Annotated in this window: 15 protein-coding genes; 11 read left to right on the top strand and 4 right to left on the bottom strand. The window is 74.1% G+C overall.

Going from position 1 to position 17,524, the window contains the following annotated elements; genetic code table 11:
- Nucleotide 1: 1 nt before the first annotated feature.
- The 7 genes from GKC29_RS15910 to GKC29_RS15940 are packed head-to-tail and all read left to right on the top strand — an operon-like array spanning nt 2 to nt 8,459.
- Nucleotides 2-1,159 (top strand): ADP-ribosylglycohydrolase family protein, encoded by a 1,158-nt coding sequence (locus GKC29_RS15910; protein ID WP_155331574.1) that lies wholly within the window; start codon nt 2-4, stop codon nt 1,157-1,159.
- A complete protein-coding gene (locus tag GKC29_RS15915) occupies nt 1,156-2,535 on the top strand; it encodes an ADP-ribosylglycohydrolase family protein (protein WP_155331575.1) in 1,380 nt (459 codons plus the stop codon). The genes GKC29_RS15910 and GKC29_RS15915 overlap by 4 nt, the downstream gene beginning before the upstream one ends.
- Nucleotides 2,532-3,470 carry a ribokinase gene (locus GKC29_RS15920; protein WP_155331576.1) on the top strand — a complete coding sequence of 313 codons (939 nt, stop codon included), beginning with the start codon at nt 2,532-2,534 and terminating at the stop codon, nt 3,468-3,470. The genes GKC29_RS15915 and GKC29_RS15920 overlap by 4 nt, the downstream gene beginning before the upstream one ends.
- Nucleotides 3,467-5,449, top strand: coding sequence for an SUMF1/EgtB/PvdO family nonheme iron enzyme (locus GKC29_RS15925; RefSeq protein WP_155331577.1), 1,983 nt, complete (start codon nt 3,467-3,469; stop codon nt 5,447-5,449). Before GKC29_RS15920 ends, GKC29_RS15925 begins: the two co-directional genes overlap by 4 nt.
- Nucleotides 5,446-6,633 carry a CaiB/BaiF CoA-transferase family protein gene (locus GKC29_RS15930; RefSeq protein WP_155331578.1) on the top strand — a complete coding sequence of 396 codons (1,188 nt, stop codon included), beginning with the start codon at nt 5,446-5,448 and terminating at the stop codon, nt 6,631-6,633. The genes GKC29_RS15925 and GKC29_RS15930 overlap by 4 nt, the downstream gene beginning before the upstream one ends.
- A complete protein-coding gene (locus tag GKC29_RS15935; protein WP_155331579.1) occupies nt 6,634-7,455 on the top strand; it encodes a CoA ester lyase in 822 nt (273 codons plus the stop codon). It abuts the gene before it with no gap.
- Nucleotides 7,456-7,499: 44 nt separating this feature from the next.
- A complete protein-coding gene (locus GKC29_RS15940; RefSeq protein ID WP_155331580.1) occupies nt 7,500-8,459 on the top strand; it encodes a TAXI family TRAP transporter solute-binding subunit in 960 nt (319 codons plus the stop codon).
- Between the two features lie 29 nt (nt 8,460-8,488).
- On the opposite strand, the gene GKC29_RS15945 is transcribed toward GKC29_RS15940, so the two are convergent.
- A complete protein-coding gene (locus GKC29_RS15945; protein WP_155331581.1) occupies nt 8,489-9,967 on the bottom strand; it encodes a HAMP domain-containing sensor histidine kinase in 1,479 nt (492 codons plus the stop codon).
- A 6-nt stretch (nt 9,968-9,973) separates the two neighbouring features.
- A complete protein-coding gene (locus GKC29_RS15950; RefSeq protein ID WP_155331582.1) occupies nt 9,974-10,657 on the bottom strand; it encodes a response regulator transcription factor in 684 nt (227 codons plus the stop codon).
- Nucleotides 10,658-10,803: 146 nt separating this feature from the next.
- On the opposite strand from GKC29_RS15950, the gene GKC29_RS15955 reads away from it, so the two are divergent.
- The 4 genes from GKC29_RS15955 to GKC29_RS15970 all read left to right on the top strand — a co-directional run bounded on the left by GKC29_RS15955 (nt 10,804) and on the right by GKC29_RS15970 (nt 15,537).
- Nucleotides 10,804-11,817, top strand: coding sequence for a tripartite tricarboxylate transporter substrate-binding protein (locus tag GKC29_RS15955; RefSeq protein WP_230688639.1), 1,014 nt, complete (start codon nt 10,804-10,806; stop codon nt 11,815-11,817).
- A 1-nt stretch (nt 11,818) separates the two neighbouring features.
- On the top strand, nt 11,819-12,280 hold the full coding sequence (locus GKC29_RS15960; protein ID WP_155331583.1) for a tripartite tricarboxylate transporter TctB family protein: 462 nt from the start codon (nt 11,819-11,821) through the stop codon (nt 12,278-12,280).
- Between the two features lie 20 nt (nt 12,281-12,300).
- Nucleotides 12,301-13,806, top strand: a complete 1,506-nt coding sequence (locus tag GKC29_RS15965) for a tripartite tricarboxylate transporter permease (RefSeq protein WP_155331584.1) — start codon at nt 12,301-12,303, stop codon at nt 13,804-13,806.
- 144 nt (nt 13,807-13,950) lie between these two features.
- On the top strand, nt 13,951-15,537 hold the full coding sequence (locus GKC29_RS15970; RefSeq protein ID WP_370463254.1) for a beta-N-acetylhexosaminidase: 1,587 nt from the start codon (nt 13,951-13,953) through the stop codon (nt 15,535-15,537).
- 102 nt (nt 15,538-15,639) lie between these two features.
- Here the strand turns inward: GKC29_RS15970 and GKC29_RS15975 are convergent, their stop codons facing one another.
- Nucleotides 15,640-16,191 (bottom strand): DUF5872 domain-containing protein, encoded by a 552-nt coding sequence (locus tag GKC29_RS15975; protein WP_155331585.1) that lies wholly within the window; start codon nt 16,189-16,191, stop codon nt 15,640-15,642.
- An 81-nt stretch (nt 16,192-16,272) separates the two neighbouring features.
- Entirely contained in the window at nt 16,273-17,514 is a 1,242-nt protein-coding gene (locus GKC29_RS15980; RefSeq protein WP_155331586.1) for a DUF1501 domain-containing protein, read from the bottom strand.
- Nucleotides 17,515-17,524: the final 10 nt, after the last annotated feature.

Below are 17,524 nucleotides of genomic sequence, written 5' to 3' on the forward strand. Positions count from 1 at the left end.
GATGTCACTCTTGCTCGACAAGTCGGTCGGATGTCTCGTCGGCGCCGCCGTGGGCGATGCCCTCGGCGGGGCCACGGAGACGGCACTCCCGGAGCAGATCCGGCACCGCTTCGGCGGCTGGGTGGAGGGCATCGTGCCCCCGTTCCACGCCGAGTGGGCCACCGCGCGGCCACTCGCGCCGTACCACAAGGGCGACGGGCACATCACCGACGACACGTTGATGACCCACGCGCTGGTGCGGGCGTACGCGGCCAAGCGTGACCACCTGGACGCGTACGACGTGGTGGAGCTGCTGGTCCCCGACCTGATCGAGCGGGTGGTGTACATCCCGGACCTGGAGCGCGAGGGGGTGACCTTCCACCGGCTCGCGGCCGCCGAGCGGTGGCTGGTCACCCGCCTGCACCACGCGCACGTCGACCCCCGCGAGGCGGGCGTGGGCAACATCGTCAACTGTGGCGCGGCCATGTACATGGCCCCGGTCGGCATCGTCAACGCGGGCGACCCGGCCGGGGCGTACGCCGAGGCGGTGGAGGTCGCCGGGGCGCACCAGCACAGCTACGGGCGGGAGGCCGCGGCGGTCTTCGCCGCCGCGGTCGCCGCCGCCGCGGCCCCCGGCGCGGGCGTCGAGGACGTCGTCGCCGCCACCCTGGACCTGGCCCGCGACGGCACCCGGGCGGCCATCGACGCGGTGGTCAAGGAGGCCCGGGCGTACGACGACTGGCGGGCCGCCATCGCGCCGCTGCGCGCCGCGGTGTCCCGCTACGACACGGTGGGCGAGGAGTACCGCAACCCCGGCCTCGGGGCCCGGCGACCCAGCCGGCTGCACGCCATCGAGGAACTGCCGGTCGCCATCGGCATGCTCGTCGTAGCCCGGGGCGACTACCGCGCGACGGTGCTCGGCGCGGTCAACTACGGCCGGGACGCCGACTCCACCGCCACCATGGCCGGGGCGATCGCCGGGGCGCTGGGCGGCGCGTCGGCGGTGCCCGCCGAGTGGTCCGAGGCGGTCGCCACCGCCTCGCGTACCGACCTGGTGGAGCCGGCCCGCACCCTCGCCGCGGTGGCCACCGAGGTCTTCGACCGCGACCGGGCCCGCTTCGCCCGCCGCGCCGAGCGCTTCGCCGGCCTCGGCGACGGGCAGGTGGGGGAGTCGGCGTGAGGATCACCTGGGTGCAGCCGGAGGACCTGCTGCCGCACGAGATCGCGGCCAGCCGGGACGAGGGTCGCGACGTGGAGGCGATCGCCCGGCGGTGGGCCGCCGCCGGTGGGGAGCTGACCCCGCCGGTCAGCGGGGCCTCGGCGAGCCCGGCCACGCCGGAGCTGCGGTCCCTCGCCACCGAGCTGCTCGACGCGGCCGACGCGCTGCCGGCCGCCGCGTCCGCCGACGAACCGGAGGACCTGGACGCCGTCCGGGCCACCTGGCCGGCGACCTGGTCGCTGCCGGCCGGCCCGGCGGCGGACGACCGGCTGCACGGGGCCTGGCTCGGCCGGGCGGTCGGCTGCCTGCTCGGCAAGCCGGTGGAGAAGATCCCCCGGCAGGGCATCCGGGAGATTCTCGTCGCGACCGGTCGCTGGCCGCTGCGGGACTGGTTCACCGCGCGCGGGCTGCCCGCCGACGTGGCGGCCCGCTGGCCGTGGAACCGGCGCAGCGCCCCGACCAGCCTGGCCGAGAACATCGACGGGATGCCCGAGGACGACGACCTCAACTTCGCGCTCCTGGCGCTGCGCGTGCTGGAGACGCACGGGCCGGGCTTCACCAGCGCCGACGTGGCCCAGGCGTGGCTGGACTGGCTGCCCGGCGGGCGGGTCTTCACCGCCGAGCGGGTGGCCTACCGCAACCTGCTGCTCGGGCTGGCCCCGCCGGCCACCGCGCGGCGGCACAACCCGTTCCGGGAGTGGATCGGCGCCCAGATCCGCACCGATGTCCACGGCTGGGTCAACCCGGGCCGCCCGGACCGGGCCGCCGAGCTGGCCTGGCGGGACGCCAGCGTGAGCCACGTCCGCGCGGGGGCGTACGGGGCGATCTGGGTGGCGGCCATGGCCGCGGCCGCCACCGTCGCCGGCGACGTGGACGAGGTGCTCGACGCGGGCGAGGCGGTGCTGCCGCCGCGCAGCCGGTTCGCCGCCACCGTCCGCGAGGCGCGCGCCCTCGGGTCCGGCACCGACGACTGGGAGGCCGTCGTGGACGAGCTGTACGCCCGGCACGGCCACCTGCACTGGGTGCACGTGCGCAACAACGCCGCGTTGATCGCCGCCGCGCTCGCGTACGGGCGGGGCGACCTGGAACGGTCGATCTGCGCGGTGGTCAGCGGGGGATGGGACACCGACTCCACCGGCGCCACCGTCGGGGCGGTCACCGGGGCCCTGACCGGCGTCTCCGGGCTGCCGGACCGCTGGGTCGCGCCGCTGCACAACCGGCTGGCCAGCAGCATCGCCGGCTTCGACGGGATCGGCTTCGACGAGTTGGCGGCCCGTACCGCCGCTCTGGCCGGGACCGGCGCGCCGGCCGGAAGCACCCCGGCGGGCACGCGATGAGCGCGCGGGTGGTCGTGGTCGGCAGCGCCAACCTGGACCTGGTGGTCAGCACGCCGCAGCTGCCCCGCCCCGGTGAGACGGTGCTCGGCGGCGACTTCCGTACCGTTCCCGGCGGCAAGGGCGCCAACCAGGCGGTCGCCGCCGCCCGCGCGGGCGCCGGCTGCGAGTTCGTCGGCGCGGTCGGCGACGACGCGTTCGGCCGGCAGCTACGCGACAGTCTCGCCGGCGCCGGGGTCGGCCTGCGCGGCCTGCGGACCGTGCCCGGCCCGTCCGGGGTCGCGCTGATCGCCGTCGACCAGGCGGCGGAGAACTTCATCGTGGTCGCCCCCGGCGCCAACGCCGCGCTGACCGAACTCGACGCCGACGACGCGGCGGTGATCGGCGCGGCCGACGTGCTGCTGCTCCAGTTGGAGGTGCCGCTGCCCACCGTCGTCCGCGCCGCCGACCTCGCCCGCGCCGCGGGCACCGTCGTGGTGGTCAATGCCGCCCCGGCGGTCCCGCTGCCGGCGGAGCTGCTCGACCTGGTCGACGTGCTGGTGGTCAACGAGCACGAGGCGGCCGTCGTCGCCGGGGTGTTCTCCGACGACCCGGCGGTGCTGCTCGACGCGCTGCTGACGCTGGTGCCCCGGGTGGTGCTCACCCTCGGCGCGCGCGGTGCCGCGTACGCCGACCGCCACGGGGCGCGCCGCACCGTCCCGGCCCCGCTGATCGACGCCGTGGACACCACCGCCGCCGGTGACGCGTTCACCGGCGCGCTCGCGGTCGGCTGGGCCGAGCGCGGCGGCGCGCCGGACGCCGACGCCGTCACCGACGTCGTGCGCTGGGCGTGCGCCGCCGGCGCCGCCTGCGCGCAGCGCCCCGGCGCGTCGACCGCGCTGCCCGAGCGGGCCGCCATCGACGCCCTGTACACCGCGACCTACCGAGGTACCGAGTGAGCTTCAACCCGTACGTGCCCCGCCCGATCGACCGGCCCACGGAGGTGCCGCTCGGCGCGGACGCCGACCTCAGCACGCTGGACGAGGCGAAGATCTTCGCCGCCCCGGCCGACCCGGCGGACTGGCCGGCCTGGCGGGAGCAGCTCACCCGCTGGCGGGCCGACGCCCGGGCGCGGATCGGGTACACCGGCTCCCACTACGCCGAGATCCCCGGCGACTGCTTCAGCGTCTGCCTCGCCTGGCTGTGGGACGAGACGCTGTACGACCACGAGCGGGGTGTCTTCACCGTCGACGAGTTCCTCGACACCGCCGAGCGCGACTTCGGCGGCTTCGACGGGGTGGTGCTCTGGCACGCGTACCCGGTGATCGGCCTGGACGACCGCAACCAGTTCGACTTCTACCGGGACGTGCCGGAGTTGCCCGAGGTGGTGCGCGCCTTTCAGCGGCGCGGGGTGCGGGTGTTCGTCGACTACAACCCGTGGGACACCGGCACCCGACGCGAGGCCGGTACCGACGCCCGGGAGGTCGCCGCGCTGGCCGGCACGCTCGGCGTGGACGGCGTCTTCCTGGACACCCTCAAGGAGGGCGCCGGCGAGCTGCGTCGCGAGCTGGACGCCGTCCGCCCCGGCCTGGTGCTGGAGGGGGAGAGCCGGGTGCCGCTGGCCCGCGTCGCCGACCACGCGATGAGCTGGGCGCAGTGGTTCGCCGACTCCGAGGTGCCGGGCGTGCTGCGGGCCAAGTGGTTCGAACGCCGGCACGTGCTGCACCACACCCGCCGCTGGCACCGCAGCCACCTCGACGAGCTGCACTCGGCCTGGCTCAACGGTGTCGGGGTGCTGGTCTGGGAGAGCGTCTTCGGGGTCTGGGTCGGCTGGAACGACCGGGACCGGGCGGTGCTGCGGGCGATGCGCCGCGTGCAGGCCAGCCACGCCGCGTGGTTGCGCGCCGAGGACTGGGTCCCGCTCGCCGACCACCCCGGCACCGGTCGGGTGTACGCGTCCCGCTGGACGCACGACGGCGAGCCGCTGTGGACGGTGGCGAACACCGGCGGCGACCACGACGGCCCGTGGCTGGTCACCGAGCCGCGCCCCGGCCGACGCTACGTCGACCTGGTCACCGGCGCGGAGCTGGCCGCCGCCCCGACCGCCGACGGTCGGGTCGCGGTGGGCGGGCCGCTGCCGGCCGGGGCGATCGCCGCCGTGGTCGCCACCGCCGACGACGCCGGTCCGGCGCACGCCTCCCCGGTCGGTGACCCGTCGTTCCCGGCCCGCGCCGCGGTGCGGGTCCGGACCCCGTGGGCGCCGCGCACCGGGGTGCCGACGGGCATGGTCGCCGTCGACGGCGGCCGGCGCGAGCTGGTGGTCCGCCACCGGGTCCGGGAGACCGGGCTCTACGGCGAGACCCCCTACCTGGACGAGTGGAAGCCGCTTCCGCCCCGGCTGCACCACACCGGGACGCTGCGCCGCAGCGTCCACCTCGGCCGGTTCGCCATCGCCACCCACGAGGTGACCCACGGTCAGTACGCCGAGTTCCTGCGCGCCACCGGCTACCGGCCGGTGCGCGCGGAGCGGTTCACCGCCGGTCAGGGGCCGGCCGACGCCCCGGTTACCGGGGTGGAACTGGCCGACGCCCGCGCGTACGCGGCGTGGGCCGGGCTGCGGCTGCCGACCGAGGACGAGTGGCAGGTGGCCGCCGAGGCGGGACTGCTGGTTCGTGGGGAGCCGCTGGTGTGGAACCTCACCGAGAGCGAGCACTCCGACGGCCGGACCCGGTTCGCCATCGTGAAGGGCGGCGCCGCGTACCGGGCCGAGGGGTCCGACTGGTACCTCGACGGCGGCCCCCAGCCGCCGGACGTCTCGGTGAAGCTGCTGCTGCTCGGCGCCGGGATGACCCGCTCCGACCAGGTCGGCTTCCGCTGCGCGGCCGACCTGGTTGCTGCGGTGCCGGGCGGCGGGGACGCGACGGAGGCGACCCGGTGACCGCGCCGCTGGACGGGGTGACGGTGGTCGACCTGGCCACCCTGTTCGCCGGGCCGCTCGCCGCGGCGTTCCTCGGCGACTTCGGCGCCGACGTGATCAAGGTGGAGCACCCGGCCAAGCCGGATCCGTCGCGCGGGCACGGACCGGCCAAGGACGGCGTCGGCCTCTGGTGGAAGGTGCTCGGGCGCAACAAGCGCACCGTCACCTGCAACCTGTCCGACCCCGCCGGTGCCGACCTGCTGCGCCGGCTGCTCGCCGAGGCCGACGTGCTGGTGGAGAACTTCCGCCCCGGCACGCTGGAGCGGTGGGGACTCGGCCCGGCCGAGCTGCACGCGGTCAACCCCCGGCTGGTGATCGTCCGGATCAGCGGTTTCGGGCAGGTCGGCCCGTACGCCCGGCGGCCCGGCTTCGGCACCCTGGCCGAGGCGATGAGCGGCTTCGCCGCCGCCACCGGGGAACCCGACGGCCCGCCGACCCTGCCCCCGTTCGGGCTGGCCGATTCGGTGACCGCGCTGGCCGCCGCGTACGCGGCCATGCTGGCGCTGCGGGCCCGCGACCTCACCGGTGCCGGGCAGGTGGTGGACCTCGCCATCATCGAGCCGATCATGGCGATGCTCGGTCCGCAGATCACCTGGTACGACCAGCTCGGCTACCTCCAGCCACGGCTGGGCAACCGGTCCAACAACAACGCCCCGCGCAACACCTACCGGTGCGCGGACGGGCGGTGGGTGGCCGTGTCGACCAGCGCGCAGAGCATCGCCGAGCGGGTGATGCGGCTGGTCGGCCGCCCCGAACTGGTCGACGAGCCGTGGTTCGCCACCGGCAGCGGTCGCGCCGCGCACGCCGACGAACTGGACGCCGCGGTGAGCGCCTGGGTCGCCCGGCGCGGCCGGGACGAGGTGGTGGCCGCGTTCGAGGCCGCCGAGGCGGCGGTCGCGCCGGTCTACGACGTGCGGGACGTCCTCGCCGACCCGCAGTACGCCGCGCTCGGCACCGTCCACACCGTGCCGGACGAGGACCTGGGCGAGGTGCGGATGCAGAACGTGCCGTTCCGGCTCGCCGACACCCCCGGAGCGATCCGGCACGCCGGGCGCCGGCACGGCCGGGACACCGACGCCGTGTTCCGGGCCCTCGGACTCGACGACGCCGAGCTGGCCGCGCTGCGTGACCAGGGGGTGATCTGAGTGCTGCTCACCTGGCTCTACGTTCCCGGCGACCGGCCGGACCGGTTCGCCAAGGCGGTCGCCGCCGGCGCCGACGCGGTCATCCTCGACCTGGAGGACGCGGTGGCCGCCGGCCGCAAGTCGTACGCCCGGGACGCGGTCGCCGAGTTTCTCGCCGAGCCGCACCCGCTGCCGGTGCAGGTACGGGTCAACGAACTGACCGGCCCGGATCTCGACGCCGACCTGACCGCGGTCGCCGGCCGCCCCGGGCTGGCCGGGTTGCGGCTGCCGAAGGTCGAGTCACCGGCGAGCGTGGCCGCGCTGGCCGCCCGGGTGGACACCCCGCTGCACCCGCTGATCGAGTCGGCGCTCGGCCTGGAGGCGGCGTACGCCATCGCCACCGCCCACCCGGCGGTCGCCTCGGTCGGGCTCGGTGAGGCCGACCTCCGGTCGGACCTGGGTGTCGACGACGAGGCCGGGTTGGCCTGGGCGCGCTCGCGGGTGGTGGTCGCCGCCCGCGCGGCCGCCCTCGCCCCGCCGGCCATGTCGGTGTACGCGAACGTCGCCGACACCGACGGACTGGCCGCCTCCTGCGCGGTCGGCCGGCGCCTCGGCCTCCTGGGCCGGGCCGCCATCCATCCCCGCCAACTGCCGGTGATCGCCGAGGCGTTCCGCCCCGCCGAGCGGGACGTGGCCCGGGCCGAGGAACTGCTGGCCGCCGTGGCCGAGGCGCAGACCCGGGACTCGGGAACGGTGGTGCTGCCGGACGGCCGGTTCGCCGACCGCGCGATGGTGGCCGCCGCCCGGCGGACGGTGGACCTGGCTGCCCGCTACGCCGCCTGAGGCGCGCGGCGGCCTCGATCGACCCCCGTCCGTATCATCTCGGCATGGCGCTGAACCTGGAGGTCCGGTTCAGCCGGCGGGTGGTGCTGGTGGCCGCCGGAGGGCTGCTCGCCGGGTGCTCCCGGCGGCCCGACGTCGACGAGGTTCACCTGCGACTGGCCACCGGGCCGGCGGGGGCGGTCTACCGGCGCATCGGTGGTGCGCTGGCCGACCACATCGCCGAGCAGGTGCCCGGGGTCACGGTGACCACCGTGCCGAGCGGGGCGTCCACCGACAACATCCGGATGCTGCTGGCCGGCGAGGTGCACCTCGGGCTGACGAGCCTGGACGCGCTGATCAGGACCGACGGCAGCGCACCCGAGGGGCTCTCGGCGATCTGCCGGCTCTACGACAGTCACCTGCACCTCGTGGTGCTGGCCGGTTCGGCGATCGACACGTTCCGGGACCTGCAGGGCAGGAGAGTCTCCCTCGGTGCGCGCGACTCGGGGACCGAGTTCACGTCGCTGCGGGTCCTGGAGCTCGGCCCGGTGAGCGCCGACGGTCGGTACCTCAGCCAGGCCGAATCGGCGGCGGCCCTGCGCGACGGCGAGATCGACGCGATGTTCTCCCTGACCGGCGTCCCGACCCCCGCCGTCACGGAGCTGGCGCAGCGGCACCCGGTCCGGCTGATCCCGTTGGACGCACAGGCGGACGCGCTCTTCACGGCGTACCCGGGTCCGTACGCTCCGGCGGTGATCCCCGCGACCGCCTACGCCGGCGTCCCGGCCACCCGCACCGTCGCCGTGCCGAACGTGCTCCTGGTGCGTGACGACCTGCCCGACGACCTGGTCCACGCCATCACCGACACGATCTTCACGCACACCCGCACGATCACCTCCGCGAGCCGGGACGACGCCGAGGCCGTTCCGGAAGCGTGGCAGATCAACGTGCGTACCGGGATCTCCACGGGATCGGTCCCGCTCCATCCGGGCGCGGCCGCCTGGTTCCGCGACCGTAAGCGCTGACGCCGGGGGAGCGGCGCGGCCGGGCCCGCTCAGACCGGGGTCGGAGCCGGGGCGGCCGGCGACGCCACCCGGGGAACGACCGGCAACGTGATCACGGCGGCGAATCCGTGCCCGGACCCGTCCGGACGCGGCAGGCCCTCCTCCAGCCGCAGCGCGCCCCCGGCAGCCCCGACCAGGTCGGCGCAGATCGCCAGTCCCAGCCCGGTGCCGGGCACGTTCTGGTGCCGCGGCGACCGCCAGAACCGTCCGAGCGCCTGGGCCCGCTCGGAGACGTCGAGGCCCTGGCCGTCGTCACGGACGGCGATGGTGACCATGCCTCCGGCCGTCGGGCCGTTGCCGCGTCCGGCGTCCGCCGCGCCGGGGACGACCCGGGCGTTCACCTCCACCAGTTGAGCGTCGGACAGCCGCAACGCGTTGCTGACCAGCTCGTCCAGGACGCTGCCCAGCCCGCCCGGCGGCTCCAGCAGCCGCAGCCCCGGCGGCACGTCGACCGCCAGTGTCTGCCCCGCTGCCGCCGTCAACGCCCGCCACCGGTCCACCCGGGTCGCCAGTACCGCGTCGAGGTCCACCGGCGACGCCGTCCGCATGCTCTCCATCCGCGCGCTGGCCTGTAGCGAGTTCAGCATCCGCTGCATCGCCTTCAGCTCGTCGACGGCGACGTCGTACACCTGCCGCCCGGCACCGGCCGGACGCAGGTGCGGTTCCAGACTCTCCACCGCGAGCCGGAGGCTGGTCAGCGGATTGCGCAACTGGTGCGACGCGTCGGACACGAACGCCCGCTGCCGCTGCACGGCGTTCTCGACCGCGTCCATCATGGTGTTGAACGACTCCGTCAGCCGCCGCAGCTCGACCGGGCCGGCCTCGGCGTCCGCCCGGATCGTCAGGTCGCCCCGCGAGATCCGCGAGCTCGCCGCGTCCAGCTCCCGGACGGGTCGCAGCACCCACGCCGACACCGGCCACGCGACGGCCACCAGCGCGATCAGCGGCAGCAGCCCGAGCCCGGCGAGCTGGGCCCAGCGCACGAGGATGCGGTCGCGCGTCCTCGACAGGTCGGAGATCGTCACGACGGCGCCGACGACCTCGCTGTCCCGGCCCACGGGCTCCGCGACCACGAGGGCCGAGTCGTCCCACGGCGCCCATTCCCCGGACGGTTCGGACCTCGACCCGGCCAGCGCCGCCGTCACGATCCGGGGCAACTCCGGCTCGGCCCGCGCCGCCTCCTGGTACGCACGGCCTGGTCCGAGCAGCACCGTGCCGGACGTGTCGATCAGCGCGACCGGGATGCCGTACAGCTCGTGGTAGCGCACCAGCGCCTGGTTGAGCGCCTCGGTCCGCCCGGTCGCCAGCGCGGTCTCGGCGAGCGACGCGAACCGGCCGACGTCGCCCAGCCGGTCGACGTACGTCTCCTGCATCTCCCGCTCGGCCACGGTGACGCTGAGCGGCACCCCGAGCGCCGCCACGAGCAGCACCGCGAGGGGCACCAGGACGACGAGCAGGCGACGGTGCACGGCACGTCAGCCGATCAGCTCCGGCTGGTCGGCCAGGAGCCGATAGCCGACCCCGTGGATCGTGCGGATGAGCACGGCCGGCCCGAGCTTGTGCCGCAACGCCGCGATGTGGGTGTCCAGGGTGCGGCTCGACGCCTCCCAGGTCGCGCCCCAGATCTGGTCGAGGATGACGTCGCGGCTCACCACGTTCGGCGCACGCCGGGCCAGCAGCAGGAGCAGCTCGAACTCCTTGCGGGTCAGCGTCACGGGCGTGCCGTCGACGGTGACCTCGCGGGTGCCGACGCCGACCCGCATCGGACCCAGGACGAGCGGCTCGTCGGGGCGGCTCAGGGCACGAGCGGCCCGGGTGCGCCGCAGGACGGCGTCGATCCGGGCCAGCAACTCCGGGATGCCGAACGGCTTCACGATGTAGTCGTCGGCGCCGGCGCGCAGGCCACGGACCCGCTCGTGCTCCTCCGAGCGCGCCGTCACGGCGATGACGGCGGTCGCCGGGCGGTCACGCAGCCTGCGGATCACGTCGAGGCCGTCGCCGTCGGGCAGGCCCAGGTCGACGAGGACCACGTCGGACGGGGCGGCCCGCAGGGCCGCCGCGGCGGTGGCGACACGGTGGACCTCGAAGCCCGCCTGGGCCAGGACGGTCACCAGACCCCGCGCCACACGGTCGTCATCCTCGATGACGGTGATCCGCATACCGGCGAATTGTACGAGCCCGATCGACGCTCGTGTAAGCCCTCCAGTTCTTGGGATTCCTCTGACACCATCCGCGTCCCCGCCGGTCGAGACTGGGGCGGCGCACTCACGGACGAGTGCGCATGCGCTGACGAGGAGGCCCCGACATGACAACGACCAGGCACCGGGCCGCCGCGCGGATGATCGCCGCGATCGGCGCCGTTGCGCTCCTGGCCGCCTGTTCCGGCAACGGCGGCAGCGGCGGCGACGCCGGGAACTACCCGGACCGGAACATCACGTTCGTCGTGCCGTTCAGCGCCGGCGGTCCGACGGACACCGTCACCCGCATGATCGCCGAGCCGATGGCCGCGAAGCTGGGCGCCAAGATCGTCGTACAGAACGTCGAGGGGGCGGGTGGCACGGTCGGCGCCGGCGAGGTCGCGCGGGCCGAGCCCGACGGCTACACCGTGCTCATGCACCACATCGGCATGTCCACGGCGCCCGCCCTCTACCAGAACCTGGGTTACCAGCCGCTCGAGGACTTCGAGACGATCGGGCTCGTCACCGAGGTGCCGATGACCATCGTCGCCCGCCGGGACTTCCCGCCCACGACTCTCCAGGACCTGGTGAGCCACGTGAAGGCGAACGCCAACAAGGTCACCCTCGCCAACGCCGGCATCGGCGCCGCGTCCCACCTGTGCGGCCTGCTGTTCCAGCACGCCGCCGGTGTCAAGCTTCAGGAGGTCCCGTACGAGGGGACCGGCCCCGCGCTGACGGACCTCGTCGGCGGCCAGGTCGACTTCATGTGTGACCAGACGACCAACACCAGCGGCCAGATCTCCGGGGGCAAGGTCAAGGCGTACGCGGTCACCACCCCGGAGCGCGTGAAGAGCCTGCCCGACCTGCCCACCACCGCCGAAGCGGGGCTGCCCCAGCTCCAGGTCAGCGTCTGGCACGGCCTGTACGCCCCGAAGGGCACACCGCAGGACGTCGTCCAGAAGCTGTCCGAGGCGCTGACGGCGGCGCTCGCCGACCAGGCGGTGATCGACCAGATGGCGAAGCTGGGCACCGCGCCCGTCCCGGCGGCGGACGCGACCCCGCAGGCACACCGGGCGCACCTCGAGGAGCAGCTCGGCACCTGGGCGAAGATCATCGCCGACGCCGGGGTCAAGGCCTCCTGAGGTGGAACGCCGACGGTCCCTTCCGGACGTTCTGGCCGGAGGAATCTTCGTCCTCGTCGGCGGCGCATTCGTGGTGGGGTCGCTCAGCTACGAGCTGGGCACCCCGCTGCGGATGGGTCCCGGCTACTTCCCGCTGGTGCTCGGCGTGATCCTGGCCGCTCTCGGCCTGGCGATCGTCGGCAAGGGGCTCGTCGCCGGCGAGGCGCTCACGTTCGGGGTGGTGCCCTGGCGGGCGGTCGCCGTCATCGTGGTCGCGGTCGTGTTCTTCGGATACAGCTTCCGGAAGCTCGGGTTCGTGCCCACGGCGGCGGTGACCGCCCTCCTCTCCACCCTGGCCAGCCGACAGGTGCGACTGCGCACGGCCGTGGTCGTGGCCGCCGGGTTGACCGTGGCCAGCACGCTCATCTTCGTCGTCGGCCTCCAGTTGCGGATCCCGCTGTGGGGTCCCTGGCTGTCGTTCTGACGCGCCACCCGGATTGAGGCATGGACCTTCTCGACAACCTCGTGCTGGGCTTCTCGACCGCCTTCCTGGTCCAGAACGTCCTCTACTGTTTCGTGGGCGTGCTGCTCGGCACGGCGGTCGGCGTGCTGCCCGGCATCGGACCGACGGCGACGGTGGCGATGCTGCTGCCGATCACGTTCAACTTCGAGCCGGTGACGGCGCTGATCATGCTGGCCGGCATCTACTACGGCGCACAGTACGGCGGCTCGACGACGGCCATCCTGATCAACCTGCCCGGTGAGTCGTCGGCGGCGGTCACCGCGCTCGACGGTCACGAGATGGCCCGGCAGGGTCGGGCCGGACCGGCGCTGGCCGCCGCCGCGATCGGGTCCTTCGTCGCGGGCACCCTGGCCACGGTCGTGCTGGCCGTCGCGGCCCCACCGCTGGCCCGCGTCGCGTTGCAGTTCGGCCCGGCGGACTACTTCTCGCTGGTGCTGCTCGGCCTGATCGTGTCGATCGCGCTGGCGCGTGGCTCGGTGCTCAAGGCGCTGGCGATGATCGCGCTCGGCGTCCTGTTCGGCACGGTCGGTCAGGACATCTACACCGGCACGCCCCGGTTCGTCTTCGACCAGCGCGAGTTGTACGGCGGCATCGATTTCGTGTCGGTGGCCGTCGGCATGTTCGGGGTGGCGGAGATCCTGCGCAACCTGGAGAACGAGCAGGGCCGCACGGCCATCGTCGGCAAGGTGCGGAACCTCTGGCCGACCCGCGAGGACCGGCGCCGGATCGCCGGCCCGATCCTGCGGGGCACCGGTCTCGGCGCCGCGCTGGGCGTGCTGCCCGGCGGTGGCCACGTGCTGGCCTCGTTCACCTCCTACGCCGTGGAGAAGCGGATCTCGAAGCGGCAGCAGGAGTTCGGGCGCGGCGCGATCGAGGGCGTCGCCGGCCCCGAGTCGGCGAACAACGCCGCCGCGCAGACGTCGTTCATCCCGCTGCTGACCCTGGGCCTGCCCGCCCATCCGGTGATGGCGCTGATGGTCGGCGCGTTCATCGTGCACGGCATCACCCCCGGCCCGAACGTCCTCGCCGACGAGCCGGCGCTGTTCTGGGGCCTGATCGCGTCGATGTGGATCGGCAACGTGCTCCTCGTGCTGCTGAACCTGCCGCTGATCGGCGTCTGGGTGCGCATGCTGCGCATCCCGTACCGGGTGCTGTTCCCCATGATCATTCTGTTCGCCGCGATCGGCACCTACTCGCTGAGCTTCAACCCGTACGACGTCTACGCGATCGTGTTCTTCGGGCTGCTGGGGTACATCCTGATCAAGTGCGGCTGCGAACCGGCGCCCCTGCTGCTCGGCTTCGTCCTCGGACCGCTGCTGGAGGAGAACCTGCGGCGCGCGCTCATCATCTCCCGCGGCGACTCGTCGGTCTTCCTGACCCGACCGATCTCCGCGGTGCTGCTGGCCCTGACCGTGGCAGCGCTCGTCGTCGCCCTCCTCCCGACCATCCGCAAGCGCCGCGACGTCGTGTTCGCCGAGGAGGAGTAGGCGAATCCCGACCGGACGCCGGGTCGCGCCCACCCGGCGGACGTTCGGAGACCTTACTGTAAGGAAGGTTTACAGGATGCGCCCCGCGCGGGTAGCGTGCTGATCGATCGACCTGTATCGATTGCCGCGACCCTGGAGGTACTCGTGCGTCGGCGAAACACCATGACCCGCCTGCTGGCCGTGGCCGTACTCGGACTGCCGTTCGTCCTCCCGGTGCCCCCGGCCGTGGCCGCCCCGGTCCGGCAGCTGAGCGATGTGGTCCCCGCGCCCGTCGAGACCCGCCCCGACGCCCGGGGCACGTTCACGCTCGGCCCGCACACCGTCATCCGCACGTCGCCCGGCTCGGTCCCCGCCTGGCGGGTGGGGCGGCAACTCGCCGAGACGCTGCGCCCCGCGACCGGCTACCCGCTGCCGGTACTGCCGGTCCGCTCGACGCCGCTGCCGGAGATCGCCCTGGTCATGGAGGGCGCGGACGGGCGCGTCGGCCCGGAGGGATACCAGCTCGACGTCACCCGGCGGGGCGTGACGATCCGGGCGAACACGGCGGCCGGGCTGTTCGCCGGCACGCAGACGCTGCGGCAACTGCTGCCCGCCCGGATCGAGGCGTCCGAACGGCAGCGGGTCACCTGGTCGGTGCCCGGCGGGCGGATCGTGGACTATCCGCGCTTCGCGTACCGGGGGGCGATGCTCGACCTGGCTCGACACTTCCACACCGTCGACGAGATCACGGCGTACGTGGACCTGCTGAGCCAGTACAAGATCAACTATCTGCACCTCCATCTCACCGACGACCAGGGCTGGCGGATCCAGATCGACTCCTGGCCCCGGCTCGCCACCGTCGGCGGCGGTCCGGGCACCGGCGTCGACGGTGCCGGGCCCGGGTACCTCACCAAGGCCGACTACCAGGCCGTGGTGGCCCACGCCGCCGAGCGGCACATCACGATCGTTCCCGAGATCGACATGCCGGGGCACACCAACGCCGCCCAGTCGACGTACCCCGAACTCAACTGCGACGGAATCGCGCCGCCGCCCCGTACCGACATGGCGGTCGGCTACAGCTCCCTGTGCATCGACGACGAGTTGACCTACCGGTTCGTCGAGGACGTCATCCGCGAGGTCGCGGCGATCACGCCCGGGCCGTTCCTGCACATCGGCGGCGACGAGGCGCACGCGACCACGGACGAGGACTACCGCACGTTCATGGAGCGCGTGCTGCCGCTCGTCGCGAAGTACGGCAAGCGCACCTCGGGCTGGAACGAGATCGTGCAGGTGGACCCGCCGACCGACGTCGTGGCCCAGTTCTGGGGTACCGGCACGACCGACGACGTGCTGGCCGAGGCCGCCGCCCGGGGCAACAAGGTGATCATGTCGCCGGCGAGCAAGGCCTACCTCGACATGAAGTACGACGCCACCACCCGCCTGGGCCTGCGGTGGGCCGGCTACATCGAGGTGCGCGACGCGTACGGCTGGGACCCGGCGCACCGCGTGACGGGCGTCGGCGAAGACGCGATCCTCGGCGTCGAGGCGCCGCTGTGGTCGGAGACGCTGCGCAGCCTGGACGACATCGAGTACATGGCCTTCCCGCGCCTGCCCGCGATCGCCGAACTCGGCTGGTCGCAGGCGGCCAGCCACGACTGGGAGTCGTTCCGGACCCGACTGGGGGCGCAGGCGCCGCGGTGGCGCCTGCAGGAGGTGGACTTCTACCCGTCCCCCCAGGTGTCGTGGTCGTGACCGGTGAGCCGGGGGTCCGGGCCCCACGCGACCCGGACCCGCGTCGCCGGTCGGGTCGAGTTCGTCGTCACGGGTTGCGGGCGCGGCACCCCAACCGCCAGGTCAGCGGCGGTTGAGCTCCGACTGGAGCCGCTGGATCAGGGTCTTGCGGGCCTTGCCGCCGCGTTCCCGCTCCAGGGCCGCCTTGAGCTGGCGGGTGTCCAGGCCGTGGACGAGCTTGCTCGCCTCGGCGACCGTCAGCTCGGACAGCCTCCCCGCGGACGTGGCGTTCCGGCGGGCGCGCTTGGCCGGCCCGGTGTTGGGCACGTACTGCCGGCCCGACCTCGACTCCCTGCGCTTCTTGGCGTCGGTCGCGCGTCGCTCCTCGGGTGAGAGCCGCTTCCAGGCCTGCTCCGGAAGGTAGCGGCGGGTCTCGCCGTCCCGCCGCGCCCGGGTGTCGCCTTCCTTGGTCTGCCAGTTCTCGCTGCCCCACCGCTGCAGCGACTTCTGCCGCTCGTCCTTCGGGCCTTGGAAGCCACCTCCGCGCCGTTTGTACTCCTGGGTGAGCAGCTGCGACTTGCGGGCCGACCACTGTCCGGGCCGGCCGCCCTTGTCCGATGCCTTGATCTCTTCCTTGATCTGCTCCCGGAGATCGGGCTTGGTATACCGTGCCATCGCCGACCGTTACCCACCGATGGTCGGTTCATGTGCGATGCCCCGTCGGGAGACCGTGCCGGTCCGGTCGGGGCCGCACGGTCACACGACGCCGGCCAGCCGGCCACGCCAGCCGTCCAGCACCGCACCCGGGTCGGTCTCCAGAACCTGCTCCAGCAGGGTGGCGTAGACGTCCCGAAAGTCGGTGGTGAACGTGAGGTCCCCGTCGTCCAGGTCGGTGAGGCTGGGTGCCTCGCCGTGCACTCCGCCGCGCACCGCCGACCCGAGCAGCAGCACGTCGGAGGCGGTGCCGTGGTCGGTGCCGTCGGAGGCGTTGGCACGCACCCGGCGCCCGAACTCGGAGTACACGGCCACCACGACCTTCCGGCCGGCCCCGCTCCGCGCCATCCGGTCCACAAAGGCGGTCACCGCGCGGTCCACCTGGCCGAGCAGCACCTCCTGCAACTGCTTCTCGTCGGCGTGCGTGTCGAAGCCGCCGAGCGAGACCGAGAAGACCCGGGTCATCACCCCGGCCTCGACGCACTGCGCGACCAGGTCGAGCTGGGCGTCGAGCGGAGTGCGGGCACCCCCGGTCGCGGTGGCGGGGCCGGCCTCGCCGTCCGCCTCCGGCTCGTCGGTGCCGGCGGCGTCGTGCACCGTGCGCACCATCTCGTCGACCGACAGCAGGTCGGCGAAGCAGGCGGCGGCCCGGGCCCGGGCCGCCGATTCGCCCGATTCGGTGGCGGCGAGCGCGGCGAGGACCGGCTCGGGCAGGCCGCGCGCCGCCTTTCGCTCGGTCACCGGCACCGAGGCACCCGCCGCGCGCTCACCGGCGAGCAGCGGGGGCAGGGCCGGCTCGAACGACACCGCGAGTCGGGGGTCGCCGCCGGCGCGGTCCAGCCACCGACCGAGCCACCCTGTGGTGCCGGGGCGCGCCGGCTGGGCGGTGTGCCAGATGTCCATCGACCGGAAGTGGCTGCGGTCCGGCTTCGGGTAGCCGACACCCCGGACCACCGCGAGCCGGCCCTCGCCGTGCAGACGGTGCAGCCCGCCCAGCGCCGGGTTGAGGCCCACCGTGTCGTCGAGCCGCTTCACCTGCTCGGCGGAGTAGGCCAGTTCGGGACGGGCGGAGTAATACGCCGGATCGGTGTACGGGACGACCGTGTTGAGACCGTCGTTGCCGCCGTACAGGGTGACCAGGACCAGCGTGGCGGCGTCCGGGTCGCGGTCGCCGGCGGTGGCGAACAGGTCGTCCAGGCGGTACGCGGCGGCGCCGGCCGCGAGCGCGGTCGCGCCGACCACCCCGCTCGCCAGGAGGAACCGTCGTCGGGTCAGGGCGTCCATCGGGCTTCCT

The sequence above is a fragment of the Micromonospora sp. WMMC415 genome (assembly GCF_009707425.1).
Lineage (GTDB): Bacteria > Actinomycetota > Actinomycetes > Mycobacteriales > Micromonosporaceae > Micromonospora.

Excerpts from the sequence above, each read along its gene's own strand:
- GKC29_RS15920 (WP_155331576.1), top strand. The coding sequence starts at position 2,532 with ATGAGCGCGCGGGTGGTCGTGGTCGGCAGCGCCAACCTGGACCTGGTG.
- GKC29_RS15940 (WP_155331580.1), top strand. The coding sequence starts at position 7,500 with ATGGCGCTGAACCTGGAGGTCCGGTTCAGCCGGCGGGTGGTGCTGGTG.
- GKC29_RS15910 (WP_155331574.1), top strand. The coding sequence starts at position 2 with ATGTCACTCTTGCTCGACAAGTCGGTCGGATGTCTCGTCGGCGCCGCC.
- GKC29_RS15950 (WP_155331582.1), bottom strand. The coding sequence starts at position 10,657 with ATGCGGATCACCGTCATCGAGGATGACGACCGTGTGGCGCGGGGTCTG.
- GKC29_RS15980 (WP_155331586.1), bottom strand. The coding sequence starts at position 17,514 with ATGGACGCCCTGACCCGACGACGGTTCCTCCTGGCGAGCGGGGTGGTC.
- GKC29_RS15965 (WP_155331584.1), top strand. The coding sequence starts at position 12,301 with ATGGACCTTCTCGACAACCTCGTGCTGGGCTTCTCGACCGCCTTCCTG.
- GKC29_RS15975 (WP_155331585.1), bottom strand. The coding sequence starts at position 16,191 with ATGGCACGGTATACCAAGCCCGATCTCCGGGAGCAGATCAAGGAAGAG.
- GKC29_RS15955 (WP_230688639.1), top strand. The coding sequence starts at position 10,804 with ATGACAACGACCAGGCACCGGGCCGCCGCGCGGATGATCGCCGCGATC.